This window comes from Sphingomonas sp. KRR8 (assembly GCF_023559245.1).
In the GTDB taxonomy this organism is placed as follows: Bacteria; Pseudomonadota; Alphaproteobacteria; order Sphingomonadales; family Sphingomonadaceae; genus Sphingomicrobium.
In genome coordinates this window covers 283,230-306,180 of record NZ_CP097462.1, presented here as the reverse complement: position 1 = coordinate 306,180, position 22,951 = coordinate 283,230, and the positions used below count along the sequence as shown (strand labels likewise).

The window sequence follows — 22,951 nt, the reverse complement described above, 5'->3', positions numbered from 1 at the left end:
GCTGCGGCTTTGCCCTTAACCTGTCACTTATGGGCGACAAGCCGAATGGCGCCGATGGGCATCGCGCGCGCCTTCGGCAACGGCTGCTGAACGGCGGCGGCGACGCATTGCTTGACCATGAGCTGGTTGAATATCTGCTGACCACCGGCCTGCCGCGCGTCGACACCAAGGCGCGGGCCAAACAGCTGCTGGAGACTTACGGCGGCTTTGGCCGACTGCTTGATACCCCACCCGAAGTGCTGTTGCGCGAAGGCCTGTCCGAAGCGGTGGTTGGCGCGCTCGCCATCGCCCGGGCAACGGCCCAGCGCCTGCTCGAAACCCGGGTCGAGGAACGCCCCCTGCTTTCCAATTGGGAGGCGTTGGGCGACTATCTCCAGGCGACCATGGCCCACCTCACCATCGAACAGGTGCGGGTGCTATTCCTCAACGCCAAGAACATGCTGCTGTCGAATGAGGCGCTGTGGACGGGCTCCGTTGACGAAGCGGCCGTTCACGTCCGCGAAGTGATCGCGCGTGCCATCGCGCTGGGCGCCAGCGCCATCATCATCGTGCATAACCATCCCAGCGGCGACCCAACGCCAAGCCGTGCGGACATCCGCCTCACTCACGACCTCGTCGAAGCCGGCCGCCACATGAAAGTCGCCGTGCACGACCACGTCATTGTCGGAACTCAGGGCCGCACAAGCCTCCGTGCGCAGGGCCTGATGTAAGCGGTTGGCGACGGACCAAAGCCGCCGCCAGCCACTGAACTCGTCAGGCCACCGCCGGCTCGCGATGGTGTGACAGCACCTCTAGCAGCGCCTCGGCCGCTGGTTCGCTCGACGACGGGTTCTGGCCGGTGATCAGCTTGCCGTCGACCGCCACGTGCGGCTTGAAGGCGTCGACCTTGCTGTACTCGGCGCCTTGCTCCTTGAGCATGTCTTCCAGCAGGAACGGCACCACCTTCGTCAACCCGACCGCTTCCTCTTCCTCATTGGTGAAGCCGGTCACGCGCTTGCCCCTGGCGAGCGGCTGCCCATCCTCTGCCATGACGGTTTTGAGCACGGCGGGAGCGTGGCAGACCAAAGCCACCGGCCTGTCGGCACGAAGGGTCTCCTCGATGATCGCTTTGGATTTGGGATCCTCCGCCAGGTCCCACAACGGACCATGTCCGCCGGGATAGAAGACCGCGTCGAACTCACTCGCCGACACCTCGTCGAGCCTCTTGGTCGAGGCCAACTGCTGCTGCGCCTGCGCGTCGCCCTTGAAGCGCTTGGTCGCATCGGTCTGCGCGTCGGGCTCGTCGCTCTTGGGGTCGAGCGGCGGCTGCCCGCCCTTGGGGCTCGCGAGCGTGATTTGATGCCCCGCGTCCTTGAGGACGTAAAAAGGGGCGGCGAACTCCTCGAGCCAGAAGCCGGTCTTCTTGCCGGTGTCGCCCAGCTGGTCATGGCTGGTGAGAACCATCAGGATCTTCATGTCGGTGCACACTCCCGCGAAATACGTCTGCCCGCCCCAAGCGAGCAGATAGGGTGGCAACTCCACCTTTCCAGTGCGCCCGTCCGATTGTCGTTTCCGCCTGCCCCTGCTAGGCGCCCGCGCCATGGTCCCCCGTTATTCCCGTCCCGCCATGACTGCCATCTGGGAGTCGGAAAACCGCTTCCGCATCTGGTGGGATATCGAAGTCTACGCCGCCGAGGCGATGGGCCAGATCGGCATGATCCCGGCCCAGGACGCCCAGAAAATCGTCGCTGCCCACGCGTCCAAGATCATCGACCCGGTCGACGTGCCGGCCATCGACGCGATCGAGGCCGTGACCAAGCACGACGTGATCGCCTTCCTGACCTGGGTTGGTGAGCGGCTCGGCCCGGAAAAGCGCTACCTGCACCAGGGCATGACCAGCAGCGACGTGCTCGACACCGCGCTCGCCGTGCAGCTGACGCAGGCCGCCGACATCCTGCTCGGCGACCTCGACCAGCTACTTGCCGTGCTGGAACGCCGCGCCTTCGAGCACAAGCTCACCCCAACCATCGGCCGCAGCCACGGCATCCATGCCGAGCCGGTCACCTTCGGCCTCAAGCTGGCTCAGGCGCACGCCGAGTTCGCGCGCAACAGGGTCCGGCTGCAGGCCGCCCGCGCCGACATCGCGACCTGCGCCATCTCGGGCGCGGTGGGGACCTTCGCCAACATCGATCCGCGCGTTGAAGAACATGTCGCGCAGCGACTTGGCCTTACGCCCGAGCCGGTCTCAACCCAGGTCATCCCGCGCGACCGCCATGCCATGTTCTTCGCGACCCTGGGCGTGATCGCCTCGTCGATCGAGCGGCTGGCGACCGAGGTCCGCCACCTGCAGCGCACCGAGGTGCTGGAGGCCGAAGAATATTTCTCGCCCGGGCAGAAAGGCAGCTCGGCGATGCCGCACAAGCGCAATCCCGTGTTGACCGAGAACCTGACCGGTCTCGCACGGATGGTCCGCTCGGCGGTGGTGCCGGCGCTGGAGAATGTCGCCCTCTGGCATGAGCGGGACATCAGCCACTCGTCCGTCGAGCGGTTCATCGGCCCCGACGCCACCATCACGCTCGACTTCGCCCTGGTTCGCCTGACCGGCGTCATCGACAAGCTGCTGGTCTACCCCGAGCGGATGCAGAAGAACCTCGACCGCATGGGCGGCCTCGTCCATTCGCAGCGGGTGCTGCTGGCCCTGACCCAAGCCGGCCTCAGCCGAGAGGACGCCTATGCGCTGGTCCAGCGCAACGCGATGAAGGTGTGGGAATCGGACGGGAAGCTCAGCCTGCTCGACCTGCTCAAGGCCGACCCACAGGTCACCGCTGCTATCCCCCCGGCCAAGCTCGAGGAGAGCTTCGACCTTGGCTATCACCTGCGCGAAGTCGACACGATTTTCCGTCGGGTTTTCGGGCGCAGCTGACTCGACCTGAGCGGCGGACAGGAAAGCCTCCGCCGAAGCGGAGGCTTTCGTTCAAGCTTTACAGCGGCGGGTTCTCAGGATTGGAGCCGCCATGGCACGACGATCCGGGAATTCCCGGCGGGTGAGTGATTCCGCCATCAGAATGCGGAGTTTGCACGATCCCCGGGCCGTATGGGGTGTCGAACACGAAGATCGGATTACCCAGTTCGTCGAAACCGACGAGGGTGGTTCCGTCTTCCAAACCCGAATAAGAGCAAATCGAATTCGAGTGTAACGGCGCCGCGGTTCGGATGTGCCGCCCAGTCACCTCACCAGCGAACGCAGCACTACTCATACCAGCGGTGAGGGCAGTCATTACGGCCAAGGTGACGAGCTTATGCATATAAGTCTCCCTTCGAGCGGCACGTCGTGCGGGAGCGCAGTTCAGATGCCGCTCGCCGGGAGCATAGCACAAATAACCGCGTAAACGCGCGGTTAATCGAAAATCAACGGCACCCTCGGCTCAGTGCCCGAGAGCGTCCTTGATCCGGGCGAAGAAACTCTTGCTCGCCGGGCATTCCTCGCCCGTCTCCGTCTCACGGAACTGGCAGAGCAGCTCCTTCTGCTTGGCGGACAGCCTGGTCGGAGTCTCTACCAGGATACGCGTGACGAGATCGCCGCGACCACGGCCGTTGACCACGCTCATGCCGGCGCCGCGCTGGCGCAGCGTGTCGCCCGACTGGATCCCGGCCGGGATCTTGATCTCGATGTGCTGACCGTCGATCCCGGGCACCGTGATGCTGCCACCAAGCGCCGCAGTGCTGAAGCTGATCGGGCATTCGGCGATCAGCGTCGTGCCGTCGCGCTGGAACAGCGGGTGCCGCTTCAGGTGCACGAACAGGTAGAGGTCGCCGTTCGCAGCGCCGCGAACACCTGCCTCGCCCTCGCCCGCCACGCGGATCCGGGTACCCTCGTCGACGCCGGCGGGAATGCTGATCGACAGCTGGCGGCGCTTGAGGATGCGTCCCTCGCCATCGCACTGCGGGCACGGATCGGCGATGGTCACGCCATGGCCGTGGCAGGTGGGACATGCCCGCTCCACCACGAAAAAGCCCTGCTGCGCGCGAACCTTGCCCTGCCCGCCGCACGTGGCGCAGCGTTCGGGCCGGCTTTCGCCGCGTGACCCATCACCGCCGCACGGCTCGCACGCTTGCAGGGTCTCGATCTCGATCGTCGACTGCTTGCCGGCGAACGCTTCCTCGAAGCTGAGCTCAAGATCGTAGCGCAGGTCTGACCCGCGCGCGGCGCTCTGCCGTCCACCGCCGCGCTGGTCCATGAACTCGCCGAAAATTGACGAGAAGATATCGGAGAAGCCGTCGAACCCGGGCCCGCCCGCGCCAAAGGGGTCGCCGCCGCCGCCACCCTGCTGGAAGGCGGCATGGCCGAAGCGGTCATAGGCCGCGCGCTTTTGCGGATCCTTGAGGCAATCATAGGCCTCGTTGATCGCCTTGAACTTGGCTTCCTGCTCGGTGCAGCCGCCATGCCGGTCGGGATGGCACTCCATCGCCAGCTTGCGATAGGCAGCCTTGATCGTTCGGTCGTCGGCGGTCTTGGCGACCCCGAGCATCTCATAATAGTCGGTGTGTACCGTCATGGGCGAAACCTAAAAACCGCCGCCCCGGAAACACACGCCGGGGCGGCGCTCATGATGGCTTACGCCTTCTTGTCTTCGTCGACTTCGGAGAATTCCGCGTCGACCACTTCCTCGTCCCCGGCCTGGCCCGCGCCGGCCGAAGCCTGCTCCGCGCCCGCTCCGGCATCGCCGCCGGCACCCTGCTGGGTTTCGTAGATGGCCTGGCCAAGCTTCATCGCCGACTGGGTCAGCGCCTGGACCTTCGCGTTCATCGCGTCGGCGTCACCGCTTTCAACGGCAGTCTTGGCCTCGGCAACGGCGTTCTCGATCTCGCTCTTCACGTCCGCCGAGACCTTGTCACCATGCTCGGCCAGCTGGCGCTCGGTCGAGTGGATCAAGCTCTCGGCCTGGTTCTTGGCCTCGGCCGCCGCCTTGCGCTTCTTGTCGTCTTCCGCGAACTGCTCGGCCTCGCGCACCATCTTCTCGATGTCGCTGTCGTTGAGACCGCCCGACGCCTGGATGCGGATCTGCTGCTCCTTGCCGGTGCCCTTGTCCTTAGCCGACACGTTCACGATGCCGTTGGCGTCGATGTCGAAGGTGACCTCGACCTGCGGCACGCCGCGCGGCGCGGGGGGGATGCCGACCAGGTCGAACTGACCCAGAATCTTGTTGTCGGCCGCCATCTCGCGCTCACCCTGGAAGACCCGGATGGTGACGGCGTTCTGATTGTCGTCGGCGGTCGAAAAGACCTGGCTCTTCTTGGTCGGGATGGTCGTGTTGCGGTCGATCATCCGGGTGAACACGCCACCCAGCGTCTCGATGCCCAGCGACAGCGGGGTCACGTCCAGCAGCAGCACGTCCTTGACGTCGCCCTGCAGAACGCCGGCCTGGATGGCGGCGCCAATGGCGACCACCTCGTCGGGATTGACGCCGGTATGCGGCTCCTTGCCGAAGAAGTCCTTCACGACTTCACGGACGCGCGGCATGCGGGTCATGCCGCCGACCAGCACGACCTCGTCGATCGCCTTGGCCTCGATCCCGGCGTCCTTGAGGGCCTTGCGGCACGGCTCGAGCGTGCGGTTGATGAGGTCGGCGACCAGCTTCTCGAGGTCGGCGCGGGTGATCGTCTCAACGAGGTGCAGCGGAGTGGTCGAGCCACCCTCCATGCGCGCCGTGATGAACGGCTGGTTGATCTCGGTCGTCGCAGCCGACGACAGCTCGATCTTGGCCTTCTCGGCGGCTTCCTTGAGCCGCTGCAGTGCCAGGCGATCCTTCTTGAGGTCGATGCCTTCCTTCTGCTGGAACTTGTCCGCGAGATATTCGACGATCTTGGCGTCGAAATCCTCGCCGCCCAGGAAGGTGTCGCCGTTGGTCGACTTCACCTCGAACACGCCGTCGCCGATCTCCAGCACCGACACGTCGAACGTGCCGCCGCCAAGGTCATAGACCGCGATCGTCTTGTTGTTGTCCTTGTCGAGGCCGTAGGCGAGCGCCGCGGCGGTCGGCTCGTTGATGATGCGCAGCACTTCAAGGCCCGCGATCTGGCCGGCGTCCTTGGTCGCCTGGCGCTGCGCGTCGTTGAAATAGGCCGGAACCGTGATCACCGCCTGGGTGACCGTCTCACCGAGATAGGCCTCGGCCGATTCCTTCATCTTCTGGAGGGTGAAGGCGCTGATCTGCGACGGGCTGTAGTCCTTGCCGCCGGCCTGCACCCACGCGTCGCCATTGCCGCCCTTGACGATCTTGTAAGGGACCAGCTCGGTGTCCTTCTTGGTCACCGGATCGTCGAACCGGCGGCCGATCAGGCGCTTCACGGCGAAGATGGTGTTGTCGGGATTGGTCACGGCCTGACGCTTGGCGGGCTGGCCGATCAGCCGCTCACCGTCCTTGGCGAAGGCCACCACCGATGGTGTGGTCCGCGCGCCCTCCGAATTCTCGATCACCTTGGGCTTGCCGCCCTCCATCACAGCCACGCAGCTGTTGGTTGTGCCGAGGTCGATCCCGATCACTTTCGCCATGCTCTTCAACCCTTTGACTAGCCCCCGGACGCCTCAAGCCTGACGCCGGTTTTTGTTGTTCCGGCGGCGATATAGGGGTGAGTTCCACCGCCACAAGAGGTGTGGCATTCAGGTTGAAAACTGTTGCGTCAGTACATCGCCATGCCGCCGTTGACGTGCAGGGTCTGCCCCGTGACGTAACCAGCCTCCCGGCTCGCCAGATAGCAGACGGCCGCCGCTACGTCCTCGCCAGTGCCCATCGCGCCCGACGGGATCTTGCCAAGAATGGCGGAACGCTGTTGCTCATTGAGCGCATCGGTCATCGCCGAGGTCATGAAGCCCGGCGCCACGCAATTGACGGTGATCCCGCGCGTCGCCAACTCCTGTGCCACCGCCTTGCTCATTCCGACCAGCCCCGCCTTCGACGCGACATAGTTCGCCTGGCCCGGGTTGCCGGTGGCTCCGACCACGGACGTGACGCTGACGATGCGGCCAAAGCGCGCCTTCATCATCGGCTTGGCTGCCGCGCGCATCAGCCGGAAGGCGGCCTCCAGGTTGATCCGGATGACGTCCTCGAACTCCTCGTCCTTCATCCGCATCAGCAGATTGTCGCGCGTGACGCCGGCATTGTTGACCAGGATGTCGAGCTTGCCGCCAAGCGCCTCGACCGCCTGCGGAACGAGGGCGTCCACCGAAGCCGGATCGGACAGGTTGCACGGCAGCGCTACATGGTCGCCGCCCAGGCTCTCGCGGAAGGTGCCCAGCTTTTCCTCATTGCTTCCGCTCACCGCCAGCCGCGCTCCCTGCGCGCTGAGGGCCTTGGCGATTGCGCTGCCAAGGCCTCCGCTGGCGCCGGTCACCAGCGCGGTCATTCCCGAAAGATCGAACATCATGCGAGCTCCTTCGCCATCGCTTCCACATCATCGATGGACAACAGGCTTGTCACCTTCACATCCGGCGCAGTCCGCTTGACCATTGGGCCGAGCACCTTGCCGCCAAGCTCAACGAACTCTTCGACCCCGGCCGCGACCATCTCGGCCACGCTCTCACGCCAGCGGACCATGCCAGTCACCTGCTCGACCAGCAGCTCGCGGATTCGGTCCGGATCGCTGACAGGGGCGGCAATGACATTGGCGAAGACGGGAACCGCTGGCGCGCGCAGGTCCGTGCTCGCCAGTGCTTCCGCCATCCGGTCGGCGGCAGGCTTCATCAGCGGGCAGTGGAACGGCGCGGAGACGGGAAGCAGCACCGCGCGCTTGGCGCCATGCTCCTTCGCCAGCCCGACCGCGCGCTCGATGGCGCTGCGCTTGCCGGAAATGACGACCTGCGACGGATCATTGTCATTGGCGACCGTGCAGACCTCGCCCTCGGCCGCCGCGGCGGCGATCGCCTCGGCCTTCTCGAGGTCGGCACCCAGCAGCGCCGCCATGGCGCCCTCGCCCACCGGCACCGCTGCCTGCATCGCCTGCCCGCGCAGCTTCAGCAGCCGGGCGGTGGTCGATAGGTCAACGGTTCCCGCCGCACACAGCGCGCTATACTCGCCAAGGCTGTGCCCAGCGACGAAGCTCGCCGCCTTCTCCAGCGACACGCCCCCTTCGCGGGTCAGCGCGCGGAATACCGCCAGCGCATGCGCCATGATCGCGGGCTGCGCATTCTCGGTCAGGGTGAGTTGGTCCTCGGGCCCTTCGGTCATCAGCCGGAAGAGGTGCTGGCCGAGCGCTTCGTCCACCTCGGCGAACACGTCCCGCGCCGCCGCGCTGGCATCAGCCAGCGCCTTGCCCATGCCGACCGACTGGCTCCCCTGGCCTGGAAAGATGAACGCGCGCATCTGGTCTCCCCTGTAACTCCGGCGCGGTTAGGCGGATGGCGGACGATTGCCAACCCGGCGCGCCGGTGCAAAGCCGCGATCATGACCGAGCCCGACATAATCGCTCCGCCTCCGCCGCCGCCATCGAAGCGGCTCGGCGGCATCATGAGCCTGGCGATGGTGGTCGGGACCATGATCGGGTCGGGCATCTATCTGCTGCCGACCACTCTTGCTCCCTATGGCGAGAACATCGCCGTCGCCTTCGCGCTGACCATCGCGGGCACCATGCTGCTGGCAATAACCTTCGCCCGGCTTGCCCGCCGGCTGCCGGGAGGCCCGTTCATCTACGTCCGCACCGCGTTCGGCGACACAGCGGCTTTCCTGACCCTGTGGAGCTACCTCGTCTCGCAATGGACCGCGGTCGCGGCCGTGGCCGTCGCGGTCGCCGGGGCGCTCGGGCATGTCATGCCGGCCGCCGGCAGCGGCGCCGGCCTGATGGTCGTCGCCCTCGGTACGATCGCGGTGCTCACGGTCGTCAACCTCACCGGTGCGCGCTCGGCTGGTTGGGTGCAGGTCATCGCGACCCTGATCAAGATCGTGCCGCTGGTGCTCGTTGTCCTGCTGCTTGCCATTCATGTCGGCACCGGCACGCCCTTGCAGCCGCTCGCTCCAATGCCGCTTGGGCTTAGCGGCGTCGTCGCCGCGGCGGCGCTGATGCTCTTCTCTCTGACCGGCTTCGAGGCCGCCACGGTGGTCGCCAACGTTACCGACGAAGCCGGCGAGACAGTACCGCGCGCGACCATCTACGGAACGGGTGGCACGGGCCTCATCTACTTTGGTGCGACCATGGCGACGCTACTGCTGCTGCCCAGTGCACTGGCCGCCACCAGCAGCGCGCCGTTCGCCGACGCCATCGCCCCGCTGCTCGGCGCAAGGGCCGGAGCAGTGGTCGCCGTGATCGCGGCCATCAGCGCCTTTGGCACCTGCAATGCCCTGCTCCTGCTCTCGGCGGAGGTCGGCCAGTCGCTCGCCATGCCGGGGGACCTGCCGGCGCTGTTCCGCCGCACCAACGCGGCCGGCGTTCCCACCGGTTCGCTGCTGGTCGGCGCGGCCGTCGCAGCCCTGCTCGTCCTCGCGAGCAACTCGCAGAGCTTCGTGACGGTCTACGAGTTCATCGCCCTGGTCTCCACCGTCGCCGCGCTCATCCTCTACGCGGTATGCGCCGCCGCTGAGGCGAAGCTGCGGCTTGGAGGCGGCGCCATCCTGCCCGTGGTTGCCTTGATCTACGCGCTGGCCATGTTCGTCGGTGCTGGGCTCGAAGCTACCATCTGGGGTTTCGGCCTCGCGCTCGCCGGCTGGCCCATTCGCTGGCTGAGCCGCCGTGGACGTGAACAACAGGTCATGACGGGAACAACGCCAGATTGAGCCGGTTCGACTCTTAGCTCCACCTTGGAGAGGAGAAGTCCATGTTCCGTATCCTGACCGCTGGCGTCCTGCTCGCCGCCTCCACCGCAGCCTTCGCGGCGCCCGCGACCAAGTTCCTCAACAACGCCGCTCGGGGCGACAGCGGCGAGGTCCAGATGGGCCAGCTGCTCCAGCAGCGCAGCAGCAACCCTGCCGTGCGCAGCTACGGCCGAATGCTGGTCGCGGATCACGGCGCTCACCGCAGCCAGGTCGACCAGCTCGCCCGCCGCATGGGCGTCCGTGTCAGCCATAGCCCGAAGGCCGACGCGATGGCCGCGATGCGCCACCTGCGTAACCTGCACGGCCGCGCCTTCGACCGATATGCCCGCAGCCATGCGATCGAGGATCACCAGAAGGACATCGCTGAATATCAGGCGCAGGTGCGCACCGGCGACCGGGCCACGGCGCGGCTAGCCTCGGCGACGCTCCCCACCCTTCGCAAGCATCTTCAGGAAGCGCGCGCGCTCCGCTGAGTCCAGCCCGATGGCGGCGGCTGGTCGAGCCGGGCTTCCGGGATCAGCCGCCGCAGTTTCTGCGCAAAGCTGCGCAGGCACACTTCCGACGTCCCGAGCGGCCCCGGCTGATAGGTCGGCGAGGCCATGCCCTGCTGAACCCGGGTGATGAGCTCCGTGTCCTCGGCGTTCACGCGCCGGTTGATCCGCCAGTTAAGGTAGCGGGCCGCCCGCATCTCGCGCCGCTCGTCGGGCAGCGCATAGCTGATCTCGCGGATCACCGTTTCCGTCGAGCTCACCGGCAGGAACTGCATGAAGTCGACCTGGTCCGGGTAGATGTCGAACGCCACGTTCGGCCACAGCTTGTAGTAGAGCCACTTGCGTCGGTGGCTCACCGGCAGATGCTCCGCCTCCGGCAGTAGGTGCTGGTAGGCGCGCTCGGAGGGATTGGCCGAAGGTTGCTCAACCAGATCGCCCTCCATCCGGTCGACCTCGGCATGGGCCTCGATCTTGTACCCGCGTCCGAACAGCCGGGTCAGCCCGGGATGCCCGATCGGGATGTGCAGGCCGTCCGAATAATTGTCCGCGATCGTCTTCCAGTTGAGCGGCCTGGGCCGAAGCGTCACCCTCCCGATCGCGCGCAATTCCTCGAAGCGGTAGGGCGTCACCTCCTCTTCGAACGGACCCATCATCTCGGCGACACTCGGGCCGCCGGGCTCCAGCGTCACGAACAGGAACCCGTGCCAGCGTTCCAGCGGCACCGGCACCAGGCCAAGCCGCTCCGTCTCGAGGCCCGGATACTCCCGCCGGTGCGGAACGCCGACCAGCTTGCCGTCCCGCGCATAGCTCCAACCGTGATAGGGGCAGGTCAGTACCCGGACGCAGCCGCCGCTTCCGTCCACCAGTCGTGAACCGCGATGGCGGCAAACGTTGGTGAAGGCCCGGACCTCACCATCATCCCCCCGGATGACGATGATGCTCTCGCCCAGATAATCGAGGCTGCGCCATTCCCCGGGCGCCGCGATCTCGCTTTCGTGGCAGACCACCTGCGGCGCCGCGCGCAGGAACGCCCGCTGCTCCGCCACGAAGAATTCGGGATCCTGGTAGAGCCAGCCGGGCAGGCTCAGGTCGTCGAGCGGGTCGGCGGCGGGATCAACGGGGCGGAGCTTGGTGGCCATGCGCGGTTTTCTGCCACGCGCGCCAGCCTGCGGCAACGCCGCCGATGGCCAATTGCGGGCGAACGCGCTATGGTCAGCTGCTGAGGGGGTCGCATGCCGCTCTATCTCGACGTTCACACGATACCGGGCGCCAAGGCTGACGACCTCCGCAAGGCGCACCTTGCCGACCTCGATGTGCAGGCCCGCTACGGCGTCGACTACCAGCGCTATTGGCACAACGAGAAGTGCGGCAAGGCGTTCTGCCTGGTCGAAGCGCTCAATGCCGAAGCCGCGATGCTGGTCCACAAGGAAGCGCATGGCCTCGTTGCCGAAAAGATCATCGAGGTTGATCCCGACATGGTCGACGGCTTCATGGGCGCGGGCGAGGTCGATTCGGCCGGCGCGGTCTGGCTACCCGGACGCCGCGAACGGGATAATGCCGTTCGCAGCGTGCTGTTCACCGACATCGTTGGCTCGACCGAACTTGCCCAGCGTCTGGGTGATGACGTCGCCTTTGAACTTCTCACGACCCACGACGCGATCGTCCGCGCCGCCGTCGCGCAGCATGACGGCCGCGTGATCAAGCATACCGGCGACGGGATCATGGCGGTGTTCGTCTCGCCAGTGCAGGCGGTCCGTTCCGGCTGTGATATCCAGAACGCTGTGGCAGCGCTGGTCCCCGACCAGGACCGCCCGGCTTTTCAGGTCCGCATCGGCGCCGCCGCGGGCGAGCCGATCGAACGCGACAACGATTTCTTCGGCTCCACCGTGAACCTCGCCGCACGGCTTTGCGCCCATGCGGAGCCGGGCACCGTGCTGGTGACCAACGGCATCGCCGAACTGTGCCTCGGCAAGGGCATGAAATTCGCTGGCATGCGCGAGGCCGAGCTCAAGGGCTTCGATGAGCCCATCCGTCTCCGCGAGGTGGTGATCAGCTGCTGATCTAGGCGGTCGTACGCCCCATCAGCGCCAGCACTTCCTTGCGGCTGCGCTCGTCCGCGCGGAAGGTGCCCATCATCCGGCTCGTGGTCATCATCACGCCGGGCGTGTTCACTCCGCGCGCCGTCATGCAGGCATGGGTCGCCTCGATCACCACCGCCACGCCCTTGGGCTGGAGATGCTCCCAGATGCAGTCCGCGACCTCCGCGGTCAGCCGCTCCTGTACTTGGAGCCGCCGGGCAAACCCGTGCAGCACCCGCGCCAGCTTGGAGATACCGACGACCCGGTTGTGCGGCAGGTAGGCGATGTGCGCCTTGCCGATGATCGGCGCCATGTGGTGCTCGCAATGCGACTGGAACGGGATGTCCTTCAGCAGAACGATCTCGTCATAGCCGCCGACCTCCTTGAAGGTCCGGCTGAGGTGATGCGAGGGATCCTCGTCATAGCCGCGGGCATATTCCTTCCACGCCCGCGCCACCCGCTGCGGCGTGTCGAGCAATCCTTCCCGCTCCGGATCATCGCCGGCCCAGCGGATCAGCGTCCGAACGGCGTCCGCGACATGCTCCGGCACCGGCAGCTTGGGTGGCGGCCCGACCAGGTCGCCATCGTCGGGAGTGTCGCTCATGCCCTTGCCAGCTCCGCTGCAATATCCTCGGCCACTGCAGCCGCCTGGCCGCGAATATCGGGAACCGCGGTCATTTCCCAATAGCGACCTTTGGTCAGCGGGCCGAGCGCCCACAGGCGCTCGCCGGCGCGGTCGTGCCCATCGACGTCCAGCCCGATGCCGAAGCGATCAGGCCTCACCGCACCCTCGTCCAGGAGCCCGCGCAACAGTGCGTCTCGGGTCTCGGCGACTTCGCCCAGCGGTCCCGTGCAGTTGATGGCCAGGCAGAAGTTCCTCTCCACCTCGCCGTCACCCCGCCGGTGGATCCGCGCGACCACTTCGCCGTTCCGTTCATGGAGCCCCAGCAGCCGGCCGGCCATGATCCGCAGCTTGCCCTCGGCGATCAGGCCCTTGAGGCGCTCGGCGACGGCGGGCGCGATCCGGTGGCGGTGGATGTCCCACCACGGACGCGCATGGCGAATGAAACGCTGCTCCTGCGCTTCGTCGAAGCTTTGCCAGATCGCGTGACTGTGCGGGCGGAGCGAATCCACCGCAGCCCGGAAGCCGACCTCCGCAGAGCGCGTTCGCAGCCACCGTGCGAGCGTCCGCACCGACCCAAGCGGCACATCGCTCAATTGCACTGGCGCCGGGGGCGGGGGCGGATCGGCGTGCGCGCGCGGAACCAGTCCCCGCCGCGACAGCGCCGTGATCGACCCGCGATGGCCCGCCTCCACCAGCGACAGCACGGTATCGACCATGGTGAGGCCGGTGCCGATGATCAGCACGTCGCTGTCCCGGTCGGCCGCACGATCGACGGCGGCGCGCGCTTCGTCGGTCCACGGATTAGCCACATACAGGTCCGCAGGCAGGCCCTCGGCCGCGGCCAGCGGCGCCGGCGGCTGGTTGCCGTGCGCCAGGACAAGGGCCGCGACCTCGATGATCTGGCCGTCGGCAAGCGTCACCCGCCAGTCGCGGCCGCTTCGGCCCGCGGCTACGGCATTCGCTTCCACCACCTCGACCGGGCTCTCGGAGAGCTGCTCGACCAGATAGCGCCCGAAGGCCCGGCGCTCGGCGAACTCGCCCGCGCCATAGCCGCCCCACTCGGCGAAATGGTCCACCTGGTCGGGCCAGGCACTCATCTTGGCGGCGGGGACGTTCAGCACATGCGCGGGATCGCTGGTCGAATAAGCGACACCTCGCCCGGTCCGGCCAGAACCGTCGATCAGCACGGCGCCTATCCCTCGGCGCGCAAGCTGAAGCGCGGTCATCGTCCCCGAGAACCCGCCCCCGACGATGGCGACCGGCGCGGTGCCGGTCTCGTCAGATCTCATAATCGGGCCAGTCCGGACTGCCTGCGCGGCGCTTCTGCATATAGTCGTGGAGACGCACCACGGTCCGCCCGGCCGTTTCGGTAAAGAAACCTGGCACCACGGCATGGACCAGGCAGGCGGCGCCGGCACCGATCATCTCGCCCCCGATCCGCACGGCGCCAACGGCATGGCCAGCCCAGCTCATGCCAAGGGTCTTGGGGTGATCGGTGAACAGCCGGCCCAGCACCTGCCTACTCCTTCAAAATCTGGTGACCCCGAGTGGATTCGAACCACTGACCTACAGATTAGGAATCTGGCGCTCTATCCTGCTGAGCTACGGGGCCTTGCCGCGCAGCCCTACAGGAGGGGCTACCGTTGAATCAATCGACGACGCGCACCGGCGGGATGGGGCGACGATGGGAAAGCGCCGGAACCCGTCCGCGAACCTCGGATATGCGGGCGAGCTCCACCTCGGCGAAGCCAAGGCCCGGCGCGCCGTCCATCTCCAGCAACAGCTCGCCCCAGGGGCCCGCAACCAGGCTGTGGCCATAGGTCGTGCGTCCGTCCTCATGGTGGCCGGCCTGCGCGGCCGCGACGACGAACACGCCGGCCTCGATCGCCCGCGCGCGGAGCAGCGTCGCCCAATGCGCCTGTCCCGTCGGCACGGTGAAGGCCGCCGGCACCGCGATGGTCTCCGCTCCCGCCTCGGCCAGCGCGGCGAACAGCGCCGGGAAGCGCAGGTCGTAGCAGATGGTCAGGCCAAGCGCGCCGACCGGCGTCCCCTTCACGATCACCGTCCCGCCACCCGGTCGGTACACCGCCGATTCGCGCCAGCTTTCGCCGGTCGGCAGGTCGACGTCGAACAGGTGGATCTTGTCGTAGCGGGCCCTGACCTCGCCGGACGCATCGATCACGAAGCCGCGATTGGCGAGCAGTTCACCCTCCCCGCTCCGCACTGCAAGGCTACCCAGGTGGACCCACATTCCCTCGCGCGCCGCTGCGTCGCGCACGGCGGCCAGCACCGGCTCCTCTTCCTCGAGCCGCCAGTGCGCCGAAGCGCGCGCCCGCTCCTTGTCGAGCAGGCCACTCATCTCCGGCGTGAACAGCATCGCCGCGCCGCCCGCCTTCGCCTGCCGCACGGCCTCGGTGAGGTTCGCGGCATTGCGGGCCGGATCGATGCCGGTCTGCGCCTGCAGGAGCGCGATCCGGCTCATGCGCGGAGCATCGGGTCCAGCTTGCCGGCCCGCTCCAGCGCGAACAGGTCATCGCACCCGCCGACATGGCGCCCATCGATGAAGATCTGCGGCACGGTCATACGGCCGGAGCGGTTCAACATCTCGTCGCGCTTCGGCCCGCCGCCGTCGATATTATACTCTTCGGCGGCGACACCCTTGCTGTCGAGCAGCGCCTTGGCCCGGCTGCAGTAAGGACAGAAGGTCTTCGAATACATCTCGACACGGGCCACGCTGACACCTTTCACTGACTTCTGTTTCGCCAACAACGTTAACCGATGCGCTGCGGAGCCACCACCCGCGCCCAGGCCAACAGCGACACGCTCGCCGCCCCCTTGCGCTTGAGCAACCGGGCGCACGCCTCGGCGGTGCTTCCACTGGTATAGACGTCGTCCACCAGGACGAGGTGCCGCCCCTCGACACTCTTGCCGGGTCGAAGCGCGAATGCGCCCTGCACCGTCCTCCATCGCTCGGCGACCGTCATGCCCTTGAGCTTGGGTGTCCGCCGCGTCCTTGCAAGGAGGAACGGATCGGAGCGGTGCTCGGAACCCTTGGCGAGGGCGGCGGCGATCAGCGCCGCCTGGTTGAAACCGCGACTCCACAAGCGGCTTCGATGCAGCGGCACTGGAATCAGCAAGGCGTCGGCCGCGAACTCCCGCAGCGGCCGCTGCATGTAACCGGCCATTACCTTTGCCAGCGCGGTTTTCCGCCCATATTTCAGCCGCAGGACCAGCAGTCGGGCGCGCTCGTCATAGGCGACCGCGGCGCGGATCCGGTCGAGCTTGCCGGGTTCCGCAAGGCAGGCCGCGCACGTCTCTGCCTCCGTTGCGCGAAGCGGGATCCCACACCGCTGGCATCCGCCGGCCAGCCACTCCATCTGGGGCCAGCAGATCGTGCAGAACAGCCCCACCTCATCGACGATCGCGCCGCACCCGGCGCAGCGCGGCGGGAGCGCGAAGTCGAGCGCATAACGAAGTGGCCGGGAAAGCAGGGCGCCAGTGATCATCAGGCTTGTCCATCCTGAACGCGATCGGCACAGCGCCTCCATGGCCGAGACGCTGTTCGATCCGCAAGCCCTCTCCGCGCGGCAGGACCGAGCGGTTCGCCAGGGTGCGCGCACCTTCCTTGCCGAGCGGGTGATCGAAGAACTTGGCGAGCGCCTGGCGATCGTCCGGCGGCGGTTCGGACGCGGACTGCTGATCGGCTGTCCCGATCCGTCGCTCACCGGCCCGCTCGGGGGCGTCGCCGAGCAGCTGCTGCTGGCCCCCTCGCTCGACGAACTCGCCGCCTTTCCGCCAGGCAGCCTCGACCTGCTGATCGTGCTCGGCCAGCTCGACACCGCGCCTGAGCTGCCGTCGCTGCTACAGGTGGTCAGGCACCTGCTCGCGCCCGAGGCGCTGTTCGTTGGCGCCTTCCCGGGAAACGATACCCTGCCCCAGCTGCGCGCCGCAATGCTTGCGGCCGATCAAGCCGCGGGCAGCGGCATCGCGCCCCGGGTCCATCCGCGAATCGCCGCCGCCGGGTTTGCCGGCCTGCTTCAGGATGCCGGCTTTGACCTGCCCGTGGTCGACGTCGATCGCGTGCGCCTGCGTTACCGGATGCTTGACGATCTCGTCGCCGATCTTCGTGGGATGGGGGCGACCAACGCGCTAAAGCAACGCAGCCGGCGTCCGCTGACCCGCGCCGCGCTTGGCGCCGCGCGCGCCGCCTTCGCCTCGGCCGGCGACGCGCAGGGAACGGTGGAAACGGTTGAGCTCATCCACTTCTCCGCCTGGACCCCCGCTGCCGCCGAACATCCTTAATGAACAGCTAACCTGCCGGCCCCACATCTTGTTAACCTGGCCGAGCTATCCCGATCCCGTGGACGTGGACCAGAGGAGGGTGGCGTGAGCGCTATCCGATTGATGTTGCGCAGGCTGCGCCGCGACGAACGCGGTGCGACTGCGATCGAATATGGGCTCATCGTCGCCTTGCTTGCGGTCGCCTGCATTGGCGCCTTCAACTCGCTTGGCGGCGGAGCGGGCGGCATGTGGGATATCATCCAGACGAAGATCACGGCAGCCATGCAGCCCCCCGCCGCGTAAGCGGCGGAGGCGCTCAAGGGCTGGCGTGCTGATCGTCAAGCCCGGCTGCGCGCGCCCAGGACGACCAGCTTGACCTTCTGACCGGGCACCAGCCGCGCATTGGCGGCGAGCCCGTTGAGCGAGACGAATCGCTCGACCTTGAAATCGCGATACGCCATCCGGCTGCCCAGCGACTCCACCGTGTCGCCCGGCCGGACGGTGACCACGTCGATCACCTTGGGACGAATCTGCGCCGCCTCGGCCGCGCTGATCCGCCGCAGCGAATTGACCATCGGAACGAATGCTCCGACGCCCTGTCCGCCCTGCGTCAGCATGACGAAGTGATAGGCCTGCGTGGGCGAGAACTGGTAAGCGAACACGCTCACGTCGACCAGGCCCGACGATGTCTGCGCCCGCCCGACGACATAGGCGGCCGGAATGCCGTTGATCGTTGTCCGATTCGTATCGATGACCTGCAGCGGCACCTTGCCCTCGGTCAGCCCCTGCAGCACCGCCGCCATGTAGGCCTGCAGGTCGCCATTGAAGCGCCCGGTCGAGAATTGGGCCTTGCCGGCGCTCCCGCTGATCGTGACCGCGTCGGTCCCGTTCTGCATCAGGTACCCGGTCGGCACCGAGAATTGCAGCCGAAGGTCGGGGTGCGTGAAGGTCCGTCCGTCGATGATGCCCTGTGCCGGATCGTCGTCGACGACCACGCCGTCGACCTGGGCCAGGAAGGCGTCGCGATTGATGAGGCCCGTTCCCGCCCGGCCCGTGGACCGCGCCAGCTGCGCCGCCTGAACCACCCGGTTCTCGCTGTTGGGATGGGTCTGCGCCCACTCTGGCGTCTGCCGCTGGTCTCGTCCCTGCACACGCAGTTCAAGCGCATCCGCCCGGGCAAGCGCCGCCAGCATCGTGGCCGACGCGGCCGGATCATAGCCCGCCCTCGTGAGGTAAGCGACGCCCAGCTGGTCGGCCTGATATTCCTGCGCCCGGCTGAAGCTCAGCGTCCGCAGGGCCGAGCTCTGCTGCGCCAGCTGCCCGATGGCCTCGCCAAAGCCGCCACCGATCACACTGCCCAGGATCGCGCCCAGAATTCCGCCGACGCTGTTGCGTGATGCCGCTCTCTCGCGGGCCTGCGCGTGATTGGCGGCAACATGCCCGACCTCGTGACCCATCACGAAGGCCAACTCGGCCTCGTTGTTCATCAGCCCCATCAACTGACGGGTGATGTAGACGTAGCCGCCCGGCACGGAGAAGGCGTTCTCCACCGCCGAATTCAGGGTGGTGAAGCGGAACGAGCGCGGATCGACGCCCGACTGCAATGCCATCCGCCGGCCGACCTGGTCGACATAGCCCGCGCGCGGCCCTGTCTCCGCCCCGCCGAACTCGGCGATCAGCGCCGCATTGTCGCGCTGCGCCTCCTGCACATAGCGGACCGGCAGCTGGCGTCCGTAGGTCTGGGCGCTGCCCAGCCCGGGCGCGACCGCCACCGCGGCTGCGGTCAGAAACAGCAAGCTCTTCTTGATCCTGATCATGCGCGAAATCTATTCTCCGTTCCTGTCGCGCTTCTGAACGGGAGAATTTCGGCGCGGTTCCGCGCTGTCCCGTCAGCCGATGGCGAGGAACTTTTCGCGTCTTGCCTGCCGCAATTCGTCGGGTCCAAGGGCCGATAAGCCATCAAGCTCCTCGACGATCGCCTGCTTGAGCCCGGCGATGGCCGCCGCCGGATCGCGATGTGCGCCACCCAGCGGCTCGGGAACGATCCGGTCGATCACGCCCAGGCTGGCGAGGTCTCCGGCGGTGATCTTCATGGCTTCGGCCGCATCCGCCGCCTTGTCCGCGGTTCGCCACAGGATGGAGGCGCAGCCCTCTGGCGAGATGACGGAATAGACCGCATGCTCGAACATCAGCACCCGGTTGGCAGTAGCGATCGCAACCGCCCCGCCCGAACCGCCTTCGCCCACGATCACCGCCACGACGGGCACGCCCATCGCCAGGCATTGCTCGGTCGAGCGGGCGATCGCCTCGGCCTGCCCGCGCTCCTCCGCCTGCACGCCCGGAAAGGCACCAGGCGTGTCGACCAGGCTGACCAGCGGCAGGCCGAAGCGGTCGGCCAGCTGCATCAGGCGGATCGCCTTGCGATAGCCCTCGGGCTTGGCCATGCCGAAATTATGCTTGAGCCGGCTGGCGGTATCGTCGCCCTTCTCATGGCCCAGCAGCACGACCTTGCGGCCCTCGATGGTGGCCAGCCCGCCGACGATGGCCTGGTCCTCGGCGAAATTGCGGTCACCGGCCAGCGGCAGGAAATCGTCGGTAATCCCGGCGACATAATCCTTGAAGTGCGGACGTTCGCCATGGCGGGCGACCTGCGCCTTCTGCCACGGGGTCAGCCGGGCGTAGGTGTCCTTGAGGAGACGCTCGGCCTTGGTCTCGAGCCGGCCGATCTCCGCGTCGATGTCGATCTCACCGCTGCTCGCCGTGTCGCGCAATTCGGCGACACGGGTCTCCAGTTCGGCGATCGGCTTTTCAAAATCGAGGTAGGTCTTCATGGCGCCGCGGGGCCTAAGCCGGGCGGCGGTCAGTGGCAAGCGGATGCGCCCTGTTGACCAGTTCCACCAGCCGGCCGCTGTCGACGTGGGTGTAGATTTGCGTGGTCGCGATATCGGCATGACCAAGCAGTGCCTGAAGCGCCCGCAGGTCGGCGCCGCCGGCCAGCAGATGCGTGGCGAAGGCATGGCGCAGCACGTGCGGGCTGACCCGTTCGGGGGCGATTCCCGCATCCGCTGCCATCGCCCGGACGATCTGGAACAAGCGCACCCGGCTCAGATGCGCCTTGCCGCCGGGAAACAGGAACAGGCCCTTGCCCGGAACGTGCGGCAGCCATGCGGCCACCGCGCCGTGCGCCCGCTCGGAAATTGGCACCAGCCTCTCCTTGGCGCCCTTGCCCTTGAGGATCAGGAACGGCTGCCCGGGACGCAGCGCCGCGCGCGGCAGGCTGACGAGCTCCGTCGCGCGCAATCCCGAGCCATAGAGCAGCTCCAGCAGGGCAAGGTTGCGCAGCGCCGTGGGCTGTCCGCTTGCCGCGCGATCTTCGGCGGCATGGAACATCGCGTCCACTTCGTGCGGCTCGAGAATCCGGGGCAAGGGCCTGACCAGCTGCGGCCTGGGCAGCGAGGACGACGGGTCGTCGGCTCGCACCCCCTCGTCATGCAGGAAGCCGTAAAAGCGACGAAGCGCCGCCGCCCGGCGCGACACGGTCGAGGGCGCCAGCCCCATCCACGCCTCGCCCAATTTGCCAAGGTCCTCGCCGCTGGCGGCGCCAAGGTCCGGCACCGTCTCCGCCGCCGCGGCCAGGTCGGCGCGATAAGCAAGCAGGGTGTTGCGCGCGGCTCCGGCCTCCGCCGCGAGCATCTCGCAGAAGCGGTCGACCAGCTGCCGGTCTTCCGGGCTCACGTCCGGGCCAGCGCCTCGGCGGCGATCATCCGCGCATTATAGTCGAGACCCGCCATCCGCAGTGCGGTCAGCGCGTGAAAGAACTGCCAGGACGGCACGCGGGTGAAGCTTGGCGACTGAAGCCCGATCGCGGCCAGCACCGCGGCCGTCCCCGCCTGCCGCCTTTGCCCGGCGCCGTCCGCAAGCCGGGTCCACACCGACGTCGCCCCAAGACCAAGCTCATACTTGTCGTTCAACCGCGAGACCGTGTCGCCATTGATCTTGCCGGTTCCGGCCAGGCCTGCGACCAGCAGCTTGCTGCGCTGGCGATCCCGGCTGTTGTCGCGATCGATGAAGCCCTCGACGCGGCTGACGCTGAGGTCCAGGCCGCGCGCATCGGTACCCACCGCCAGCATCGCCCAGGCCCGGTCGCCCGGTCCCTCGTCCATGTCGCCCAGCACGCCGGCCCAGTGCGCCGCCTGCCGATCGTAACCGCCCGCAAGCATGGAGGCGATGAGGTCGGGAGCCTCCTTCTGCAGCTTGGCATTGGGGTTGATCCGGGTGGCGGCCAGCGCCAGCAGCGCATGACTCGCGCTTTTCTCCAGTTCACCCTCGCCCACTCTCCACAGCGCGCGCATGGCATCCAGCCGGTCGTCCACCGTATTGCCGACGAACGCCGTGCGCAGCCGGAAGGCGTCGGTTCCGGGAAGGTCAGACGGATCGGTCGCGTCGTAGATCTGCGAATACAGGTCGACCAGCGCCGCCGACGAGAAGACGCCCAGTCCCGCGGCGGTCCGCGCCGCCGGCAGTCGCGCTTCCGCGCCAAGCATGGGCGCACGCGCCGCCCAGGCCCGTACCTGCGGGCTGGTCGCGTTGAACAGCCGCGGCGGCGGCAGCATCCCCGTCGCCGCGGCCAGGCCAAAGCGCCAGCTGGTCAGCCCGTCGACCGGCTCCCATTCCACCGTCGCGGCGCGACCCGTGTTTTCACCCGCGCCGACGACCTTGTCGGCCAGCGTCAGGTCGATCCCTCCAATCCGTCCCCGCCGACGGGCCTGCTCGATCTGCGACGCGGCGGTGGCGCCCTCACCTTCGAGCGAGGCGCACATGGCCTGGACGAGCGGCGCGATTCGCGCGTCGGCGCCGCCCAGCTTGTTCTTGAGCGGGCACAGGCCCGACGGGTCGGCGCTGGCCAGCGCGGACTGCACCGCCACCTGGGTCAGCTTGGGACTGTAATCGCCCACGTCGACCCCGCTGACGATCATTCGCGCGGCATCGGCCTCGCCCATCCGCAACAATAGCCAGGCGCGCTCGGCCGCCCAGTCTGCTCCGTTCACATTCGCCGGCGCCTCGGCCCGCGCCAGCAGCGCGTTGCGCAAGGTAATCTGCAGCCAGCGTGACGGCAACGGGGTCGATTGCCGCCGCATCAGCCCGCTCAGGAACTTGCCGTCGGCCCCGCCCCACGGATTGGTGCCATAGCCCCAGCGCTGCGGATCGATCGCGCCGACCAGCCGCGGGTCGCGGCGCGACGCGTCCGGCATCTCGACCGGTGGCGGAGGCGCGGGCAGCTCCTCATTGGTCAGGTCGCTGCTCTCGACCAGGTCGCCACCCTCGCCGGTATCTTCGCTGTCGCCAGCGCTGGGCCTCGATATGCTCGATTGCTGGCCATTGCTGCTGGGCGACTGGCTGTTGGTCTGCGGCGCCGGCGTCGGCTCATTGCCGAAGCCGGGCGGCAGAATCACTTCCTGCGCCAGCGCGGGCGCCAGTGCGACTGCTCCGGCGGCGCCGGCCAGCAGCCAGAGGCGGTTAAGCCGGCTGGCCACGGGTGACGTCGACCTCGATTGGCTTGGGCTGCGTCTCGTGCGCGCTACGCGCGATCAGGACCACCGCGCCGATCACGACGACCAGCAGGACGATCAGGAAAACGGGCCCCCGAGCGGGATGGGGCGGACGCTTGTGGATAGCCATGAGGCGGGCTTTTGC

Annotated in this window: 25 protein-coding genes and 1 tRNA gene; 7 read left to right on the top strand and 19 right to left on the bottom strand. The window is 67.5% G+C overall.

The features are described 5' to 3' along the window. Positions 1 to 29 precede the first annotated feature (29 nt). Positions 30 to 710, top strand: coding sequence for a RadC family protein (gene radC / locus M8312_RS01545; RefSeq protein ID WP_250118635.1), 681 nt, complete (start codon positions 30 to 32; stop codon positions 708 to 710). Between the two features lie 43 nt (positions 711 to 753). On the opposite strand, the gene M8312_RS01540 is transcribed toward radC, so the two are convergent. Continuing rightward, the gene (locus M8312_RS01540) at positions 754 to 1,455 is read right to left on the bottom strand and encodes a type 1 glutamine amidotransferase domain-containing protein (RefSeq protein ID WP_250119815.1); all 702 of its coding nucleotides are present in this window, start codon (positions 1,453 to 1,455) and stop codon (positions 754 to 756) included. A gap of 124 nt (positions 1,456 to 1,579) precedes the next feature. On the opposite strand from M8312_RS01540, the gene purB reads away from it, so the two are divergent. Then, positions 1,580 to 2,902, top strand: a complete 1,323-nt coding sequence (gene purB, locus M8312_RS01535) for an adenylosuccinate lyase (protein ID WP_250118634.1) — start codon at positions 1,580 to 1,582, stop codon at positions 2,900 to 2,902. A 58-nt stretch (positions 2,903 to 2,960) separates the two neighbouring features. On the opposite strand, the gene M8312_RS01530 is transcribed toward purB, so the two are convergent. From M8312_RS01530 to fabD, 5 genes are all read right to left on the bottom strand, one after another. After that, entirely contained in the window at positions 2,961 to 3,284 is a 324-nt protein-coding gene (locus tag M8312_RS01530) for a hypothetical protein (protein WP_250118633.1), read from the bottom strand. Between the two features lie 120 nt (positions 3,285 to 3,404). Next, positions 3,405 to 4,535, bottom strand: a complete 1,131-nt coding sequence (dnaJ, locus tag M8312_RS01525) for a molecular chaperone DnaJ (RefSeq protein ID WP_250118632.1) — start codon at positions 4,533 to 4,535, stop codon at positions 3,405 to 3,407. A gap of 59 nt (positions 4,536 to 4,594) precedes the next feature. After that, positions 4,595 to 6,532: a molecular chaperone DnaK gene (dnaK, locus tag M8312_RS01520; RefSeq protein WP_250118631.1), complete on the bottom strand. Its 1,938-nt coding sequence runs from the start codon at positions 6,530 to 6,532 to the stop codon at positions 4,595 to 4,597. 128 nt (positions 6,533 to 6,660) lie between these two features. Beyond that, positions 6,661 to 7,401 (bottom strand): 3-oxoacyl-[acyl-carrier-protein] reductase, encoded by a 741-nt coding sequence (fabG, locus tag M8312_RS01515; RefSeq protein ID WP_250119814.1) that lies wholly within the window; start codon positions 7,399 to 7,401, stop codon positions 6,661 to 6,663. Then, a complete protein-coding gene (fabD, locus tag M8312_RS01510; protein WP_250118630.1) occupies positions 7,401 to 8,339 on the bottom strand; it encodes an ACP S-malonyltransferase in 939 nt (312 codons plus the stop codon). The genes fabG and fabD overlap by 1 nt, the downstream gene beginning before the upstream one ends. Positions 8,340 to 8,420: 81 nt before the next feature. On the opposite strand from fabD, the gene M8312_RS01505 reads away from it, so the two are divergent. Further along, the gene (locus M8312_RS01505; protein ID WP_250118629.1) at positions 8,421 to 9,743 is read left to right on the top strand and encodes an APC family permease; all 1,323 of its coding nucleotides are present in this window, start codon (positions 8,421 to 8,423) and stop codon (positions 9,741 to 9,743) included. Positions 9,744 to 9,784: 41 nt separating this feature from the next. Next, positions 9,785 to 10,255, top strand: a complete 471-nt coding sequence (locus M8312_RS01500; protein WP_250118628.1) for a DUF4142 domain-containing protein — start codon at positions 9,785 to 9,787, stop codon at positions 10,253 to 10,255. Here the strand turns inward: M8312_RS01500 and M8312_RS01495 are convergent. Then, the gene (locus tag M8312_RS01495; protein ID WP_250118627.1) at positions 10,231 to 11,412 is read right to left on the bottom strand and encodes an aromatic ring-hydroxylating oxygenase subunit alpha; all 1,182 of its coding nucleotides are present in this window, start codon (positions 11,410 to 11,412) and stop codon (positions 10,231 to 10,233) included. The two genes, M8312_RS01500 and M8312_RS01495, sit on opposite strands and share 25 nt — an antisense overlap. 93 nt (positions 11,413 to 11,505) lie before the next feature. Here M8312_RS01495 and M8312_RS01490 point away from each other — a divergent pair, with 93 nt between their 5' ends. Then, positions 11,506 to 12,333 carry a nickel-binding protein gene (locus M8312_RS01490; protein ID WP_250118626.1) on the top strand — a complete coding sequence of 276 codons (828 nt, stop codon included), beginning with the start codon at positions 11,506 to 11,508 and terminating at the stop codon, positions 12,331 to 12,333. 1 nt (position 12,334) lies between these two features. Here the strand turns inward: M8312_RS01490 and folE are convergent, their stop codons facing one another. From folE to M8312_RS01455, 7 genes are all read right to left on the bottom strand, one after another. Then, positions 12,335 to 12,955, bottom strand: coding sequence for a GTP cyclohydrolase I FolE (gene folE, locus M8312_RS01485; RefSeq protein WP_250118625.1), 621 nt, complete (start codon positions 12,953 to 12,955; stop codon positions 12,335 to 12,337). After that, positions 12,952 to 14,265, bottom strand: coding sequence for an FAD/NAD(P)-binding protein (locus M8312_RS01480; protein ID WP_250118624.1), 1,314 nt, complete (start codon positions 14,263 to 14,265; stop codon positions 12,952 to 12,954). Before M8312_RS01480 ends, folE begins: the two co-directional genes overlap by 4 nt. Then, positions 14,255 to 14,491 (bottom strand): DUF6356 family protein, encoded by a 237-nt coding sequence (locus M8312_RS01475; protein ID WP_250118623.1) that lies wholly within the window; start codon positions 14,489 to 14,491, stop codon positions 14,255 to 14,257. Before M8312_RS01475 ends, M8312_RS01480 begins: the two co-directional genes overlap by 11 nt. A gap of 20 nt (positions 14,492 to 14,511) precedes the next feature. Beyond that, a tRNA-Arg gene (locus tag M8312_RS01470) sits at positions 14,512 to 14,588 on the bottom strand. Between the two features lie 36 nt (positions 14,589 to 14,624). Continuing rightward, complete coding sequence (locus M8312_RS01465) at positions 14,625 to 15,458, bottom strand: carbon-nitrogen hydrolase family protein (RefSeq protein ID WP_250118622.1); 834 nt, start codon at positions 15,456 to 15,458, stop codon at positions 14,625 to 14,627. Next, positions 15,455 to 15,709, bottom strand: a complete 255-nt coding sequence (grxC, locus tag M8312_RS01460; protein ID WP_250118621.1) for a glutaredoxin 3 — start codon at positions 15,707 to 15,709, stop codon at positions 15,455 to 15,457. The genes M8312_RS01465 and grxC overlap by 4 nt, the downstream gene beginning before the upstream one ends. Positions 15,710 to 15,747: 38 nt before the next feature. Beyond that, positions 15,748 to 16,482, bottom strand: a complete 735-nt coding sequence (locus tag M8312_RS01455; RefSeq protein ID WP_250118620.1) for a ComF family protein — start codon at positions 16,480 to 16,482, stop codon at positions 15,748 to 15,750. A gap of 40 nt (positions 16,483 to 16,522) precedes the next feature. Here M8312_RS01455 and M8312_RS01450 point away from each other — a divergent pair, with 40 nt between their 5' ends. Continuing rightward, positions 16,523 to 17,278, top strand: a complete 756-nt coding sequence (locus M8312_RS01450) for a hypothetical protein (RefSeq protein WP_250118619.1) — start codon at positions 16,523 to 16,525, stop codon at positions 17,276 to 17,278. Between the two features lie 102 nt (positions 17,279 to 17,380). Next, positions 17,381 to 17,560, top strand: a complete 180-nt coding sequence (locus M8312_RS01445) for a Flp family type IVb pilin (protein WP_250119813.1) — start codon at positions 17,381 to 17,383, stop codon at positions 17,558 to 17,560. 35 nt (positions 17,561 to 17,595) lie between these two features. On the opposite strand, the gene M8312_RS01440 is transcribed toward M8312_RS01445, so the two are convergent. From M8312_RS01440 to M8312_RS01420, 5 genes are all read right to left on the bottom strand, one after another. After that, positions 17,596 to 19,074, bottom strand: coding sequence for a M48 family metalloprotease (locus M8312_RS01440; RefSeq protein ID WP_250118618.1), 1,479 nt, complete (start codon positions 19,072 to 19,074; stop codon positions 17,596 to 17,598). A gap of 72 nt (positions 19,075 to 19,146) precedes the next feature. Next, positions 19,147 to 20,088 carry an acetyl-CoA carboxylase carboxyltransferase subunit alpha gene (locus M8312_RS01435; RefSeq protein WP_250118617.1) on the bottom strand — a complete coding sequence of 314 codons (942 nt, stop codon included), beginning with the start codon at positions 20,086 to 20,088 and terminating at the stop codon, positions 19,147 to 19,149. A gap of 13 nt (positions 20,089 to 20,101) precedes the next feature. After that, positions 20,102 to 20,992 (bottom strand): tyrosine-type recombinase/integrase, encoded by an 891-nt coding sequence (locus tag M8312_RS01430; protein WP_284070192.1) that lies wholly within the window; start codon positions 20,990 to 20,992, stop codon positions 20,102 to 20,104. Continuing rightward, the gene (locus tag M8312_RS01425) at positions 20,989 to 22,791 is read right to left on the bottom strand and encodes a hypothetical protein (RefSeq protein ID WP_250118616.1); all 1,803 of its coding nucleotides are present in this window, start codon (positions 22,789 to 22,791) and stop codon (positions 20,989 to 20,991) included. The genes M8312_RS01430 and M8312_RS01425 overlap by 4 nt, the downstream gene beginning before the upstream one ends. Continuing rightward, positions 22,775 to 22,936 carry a hypothetical protein gene (locus M8312_RS01420; protein WP_250118615.1) on the bottom strand — a complete coding sequence of 54 codons (162 nt, stop codon included), beginning with the start codon at positions 22,934 to 22,936 and terminating at the stop codon, positions 22,775 to 22,777. The genes M8312_RS01425 and M8312_RS01420 overlap by 17 nt, the downstream gene beginning before the upstream one ends. Positions 22,937 to 22,951: the final 15 nt, after the last annotated feature.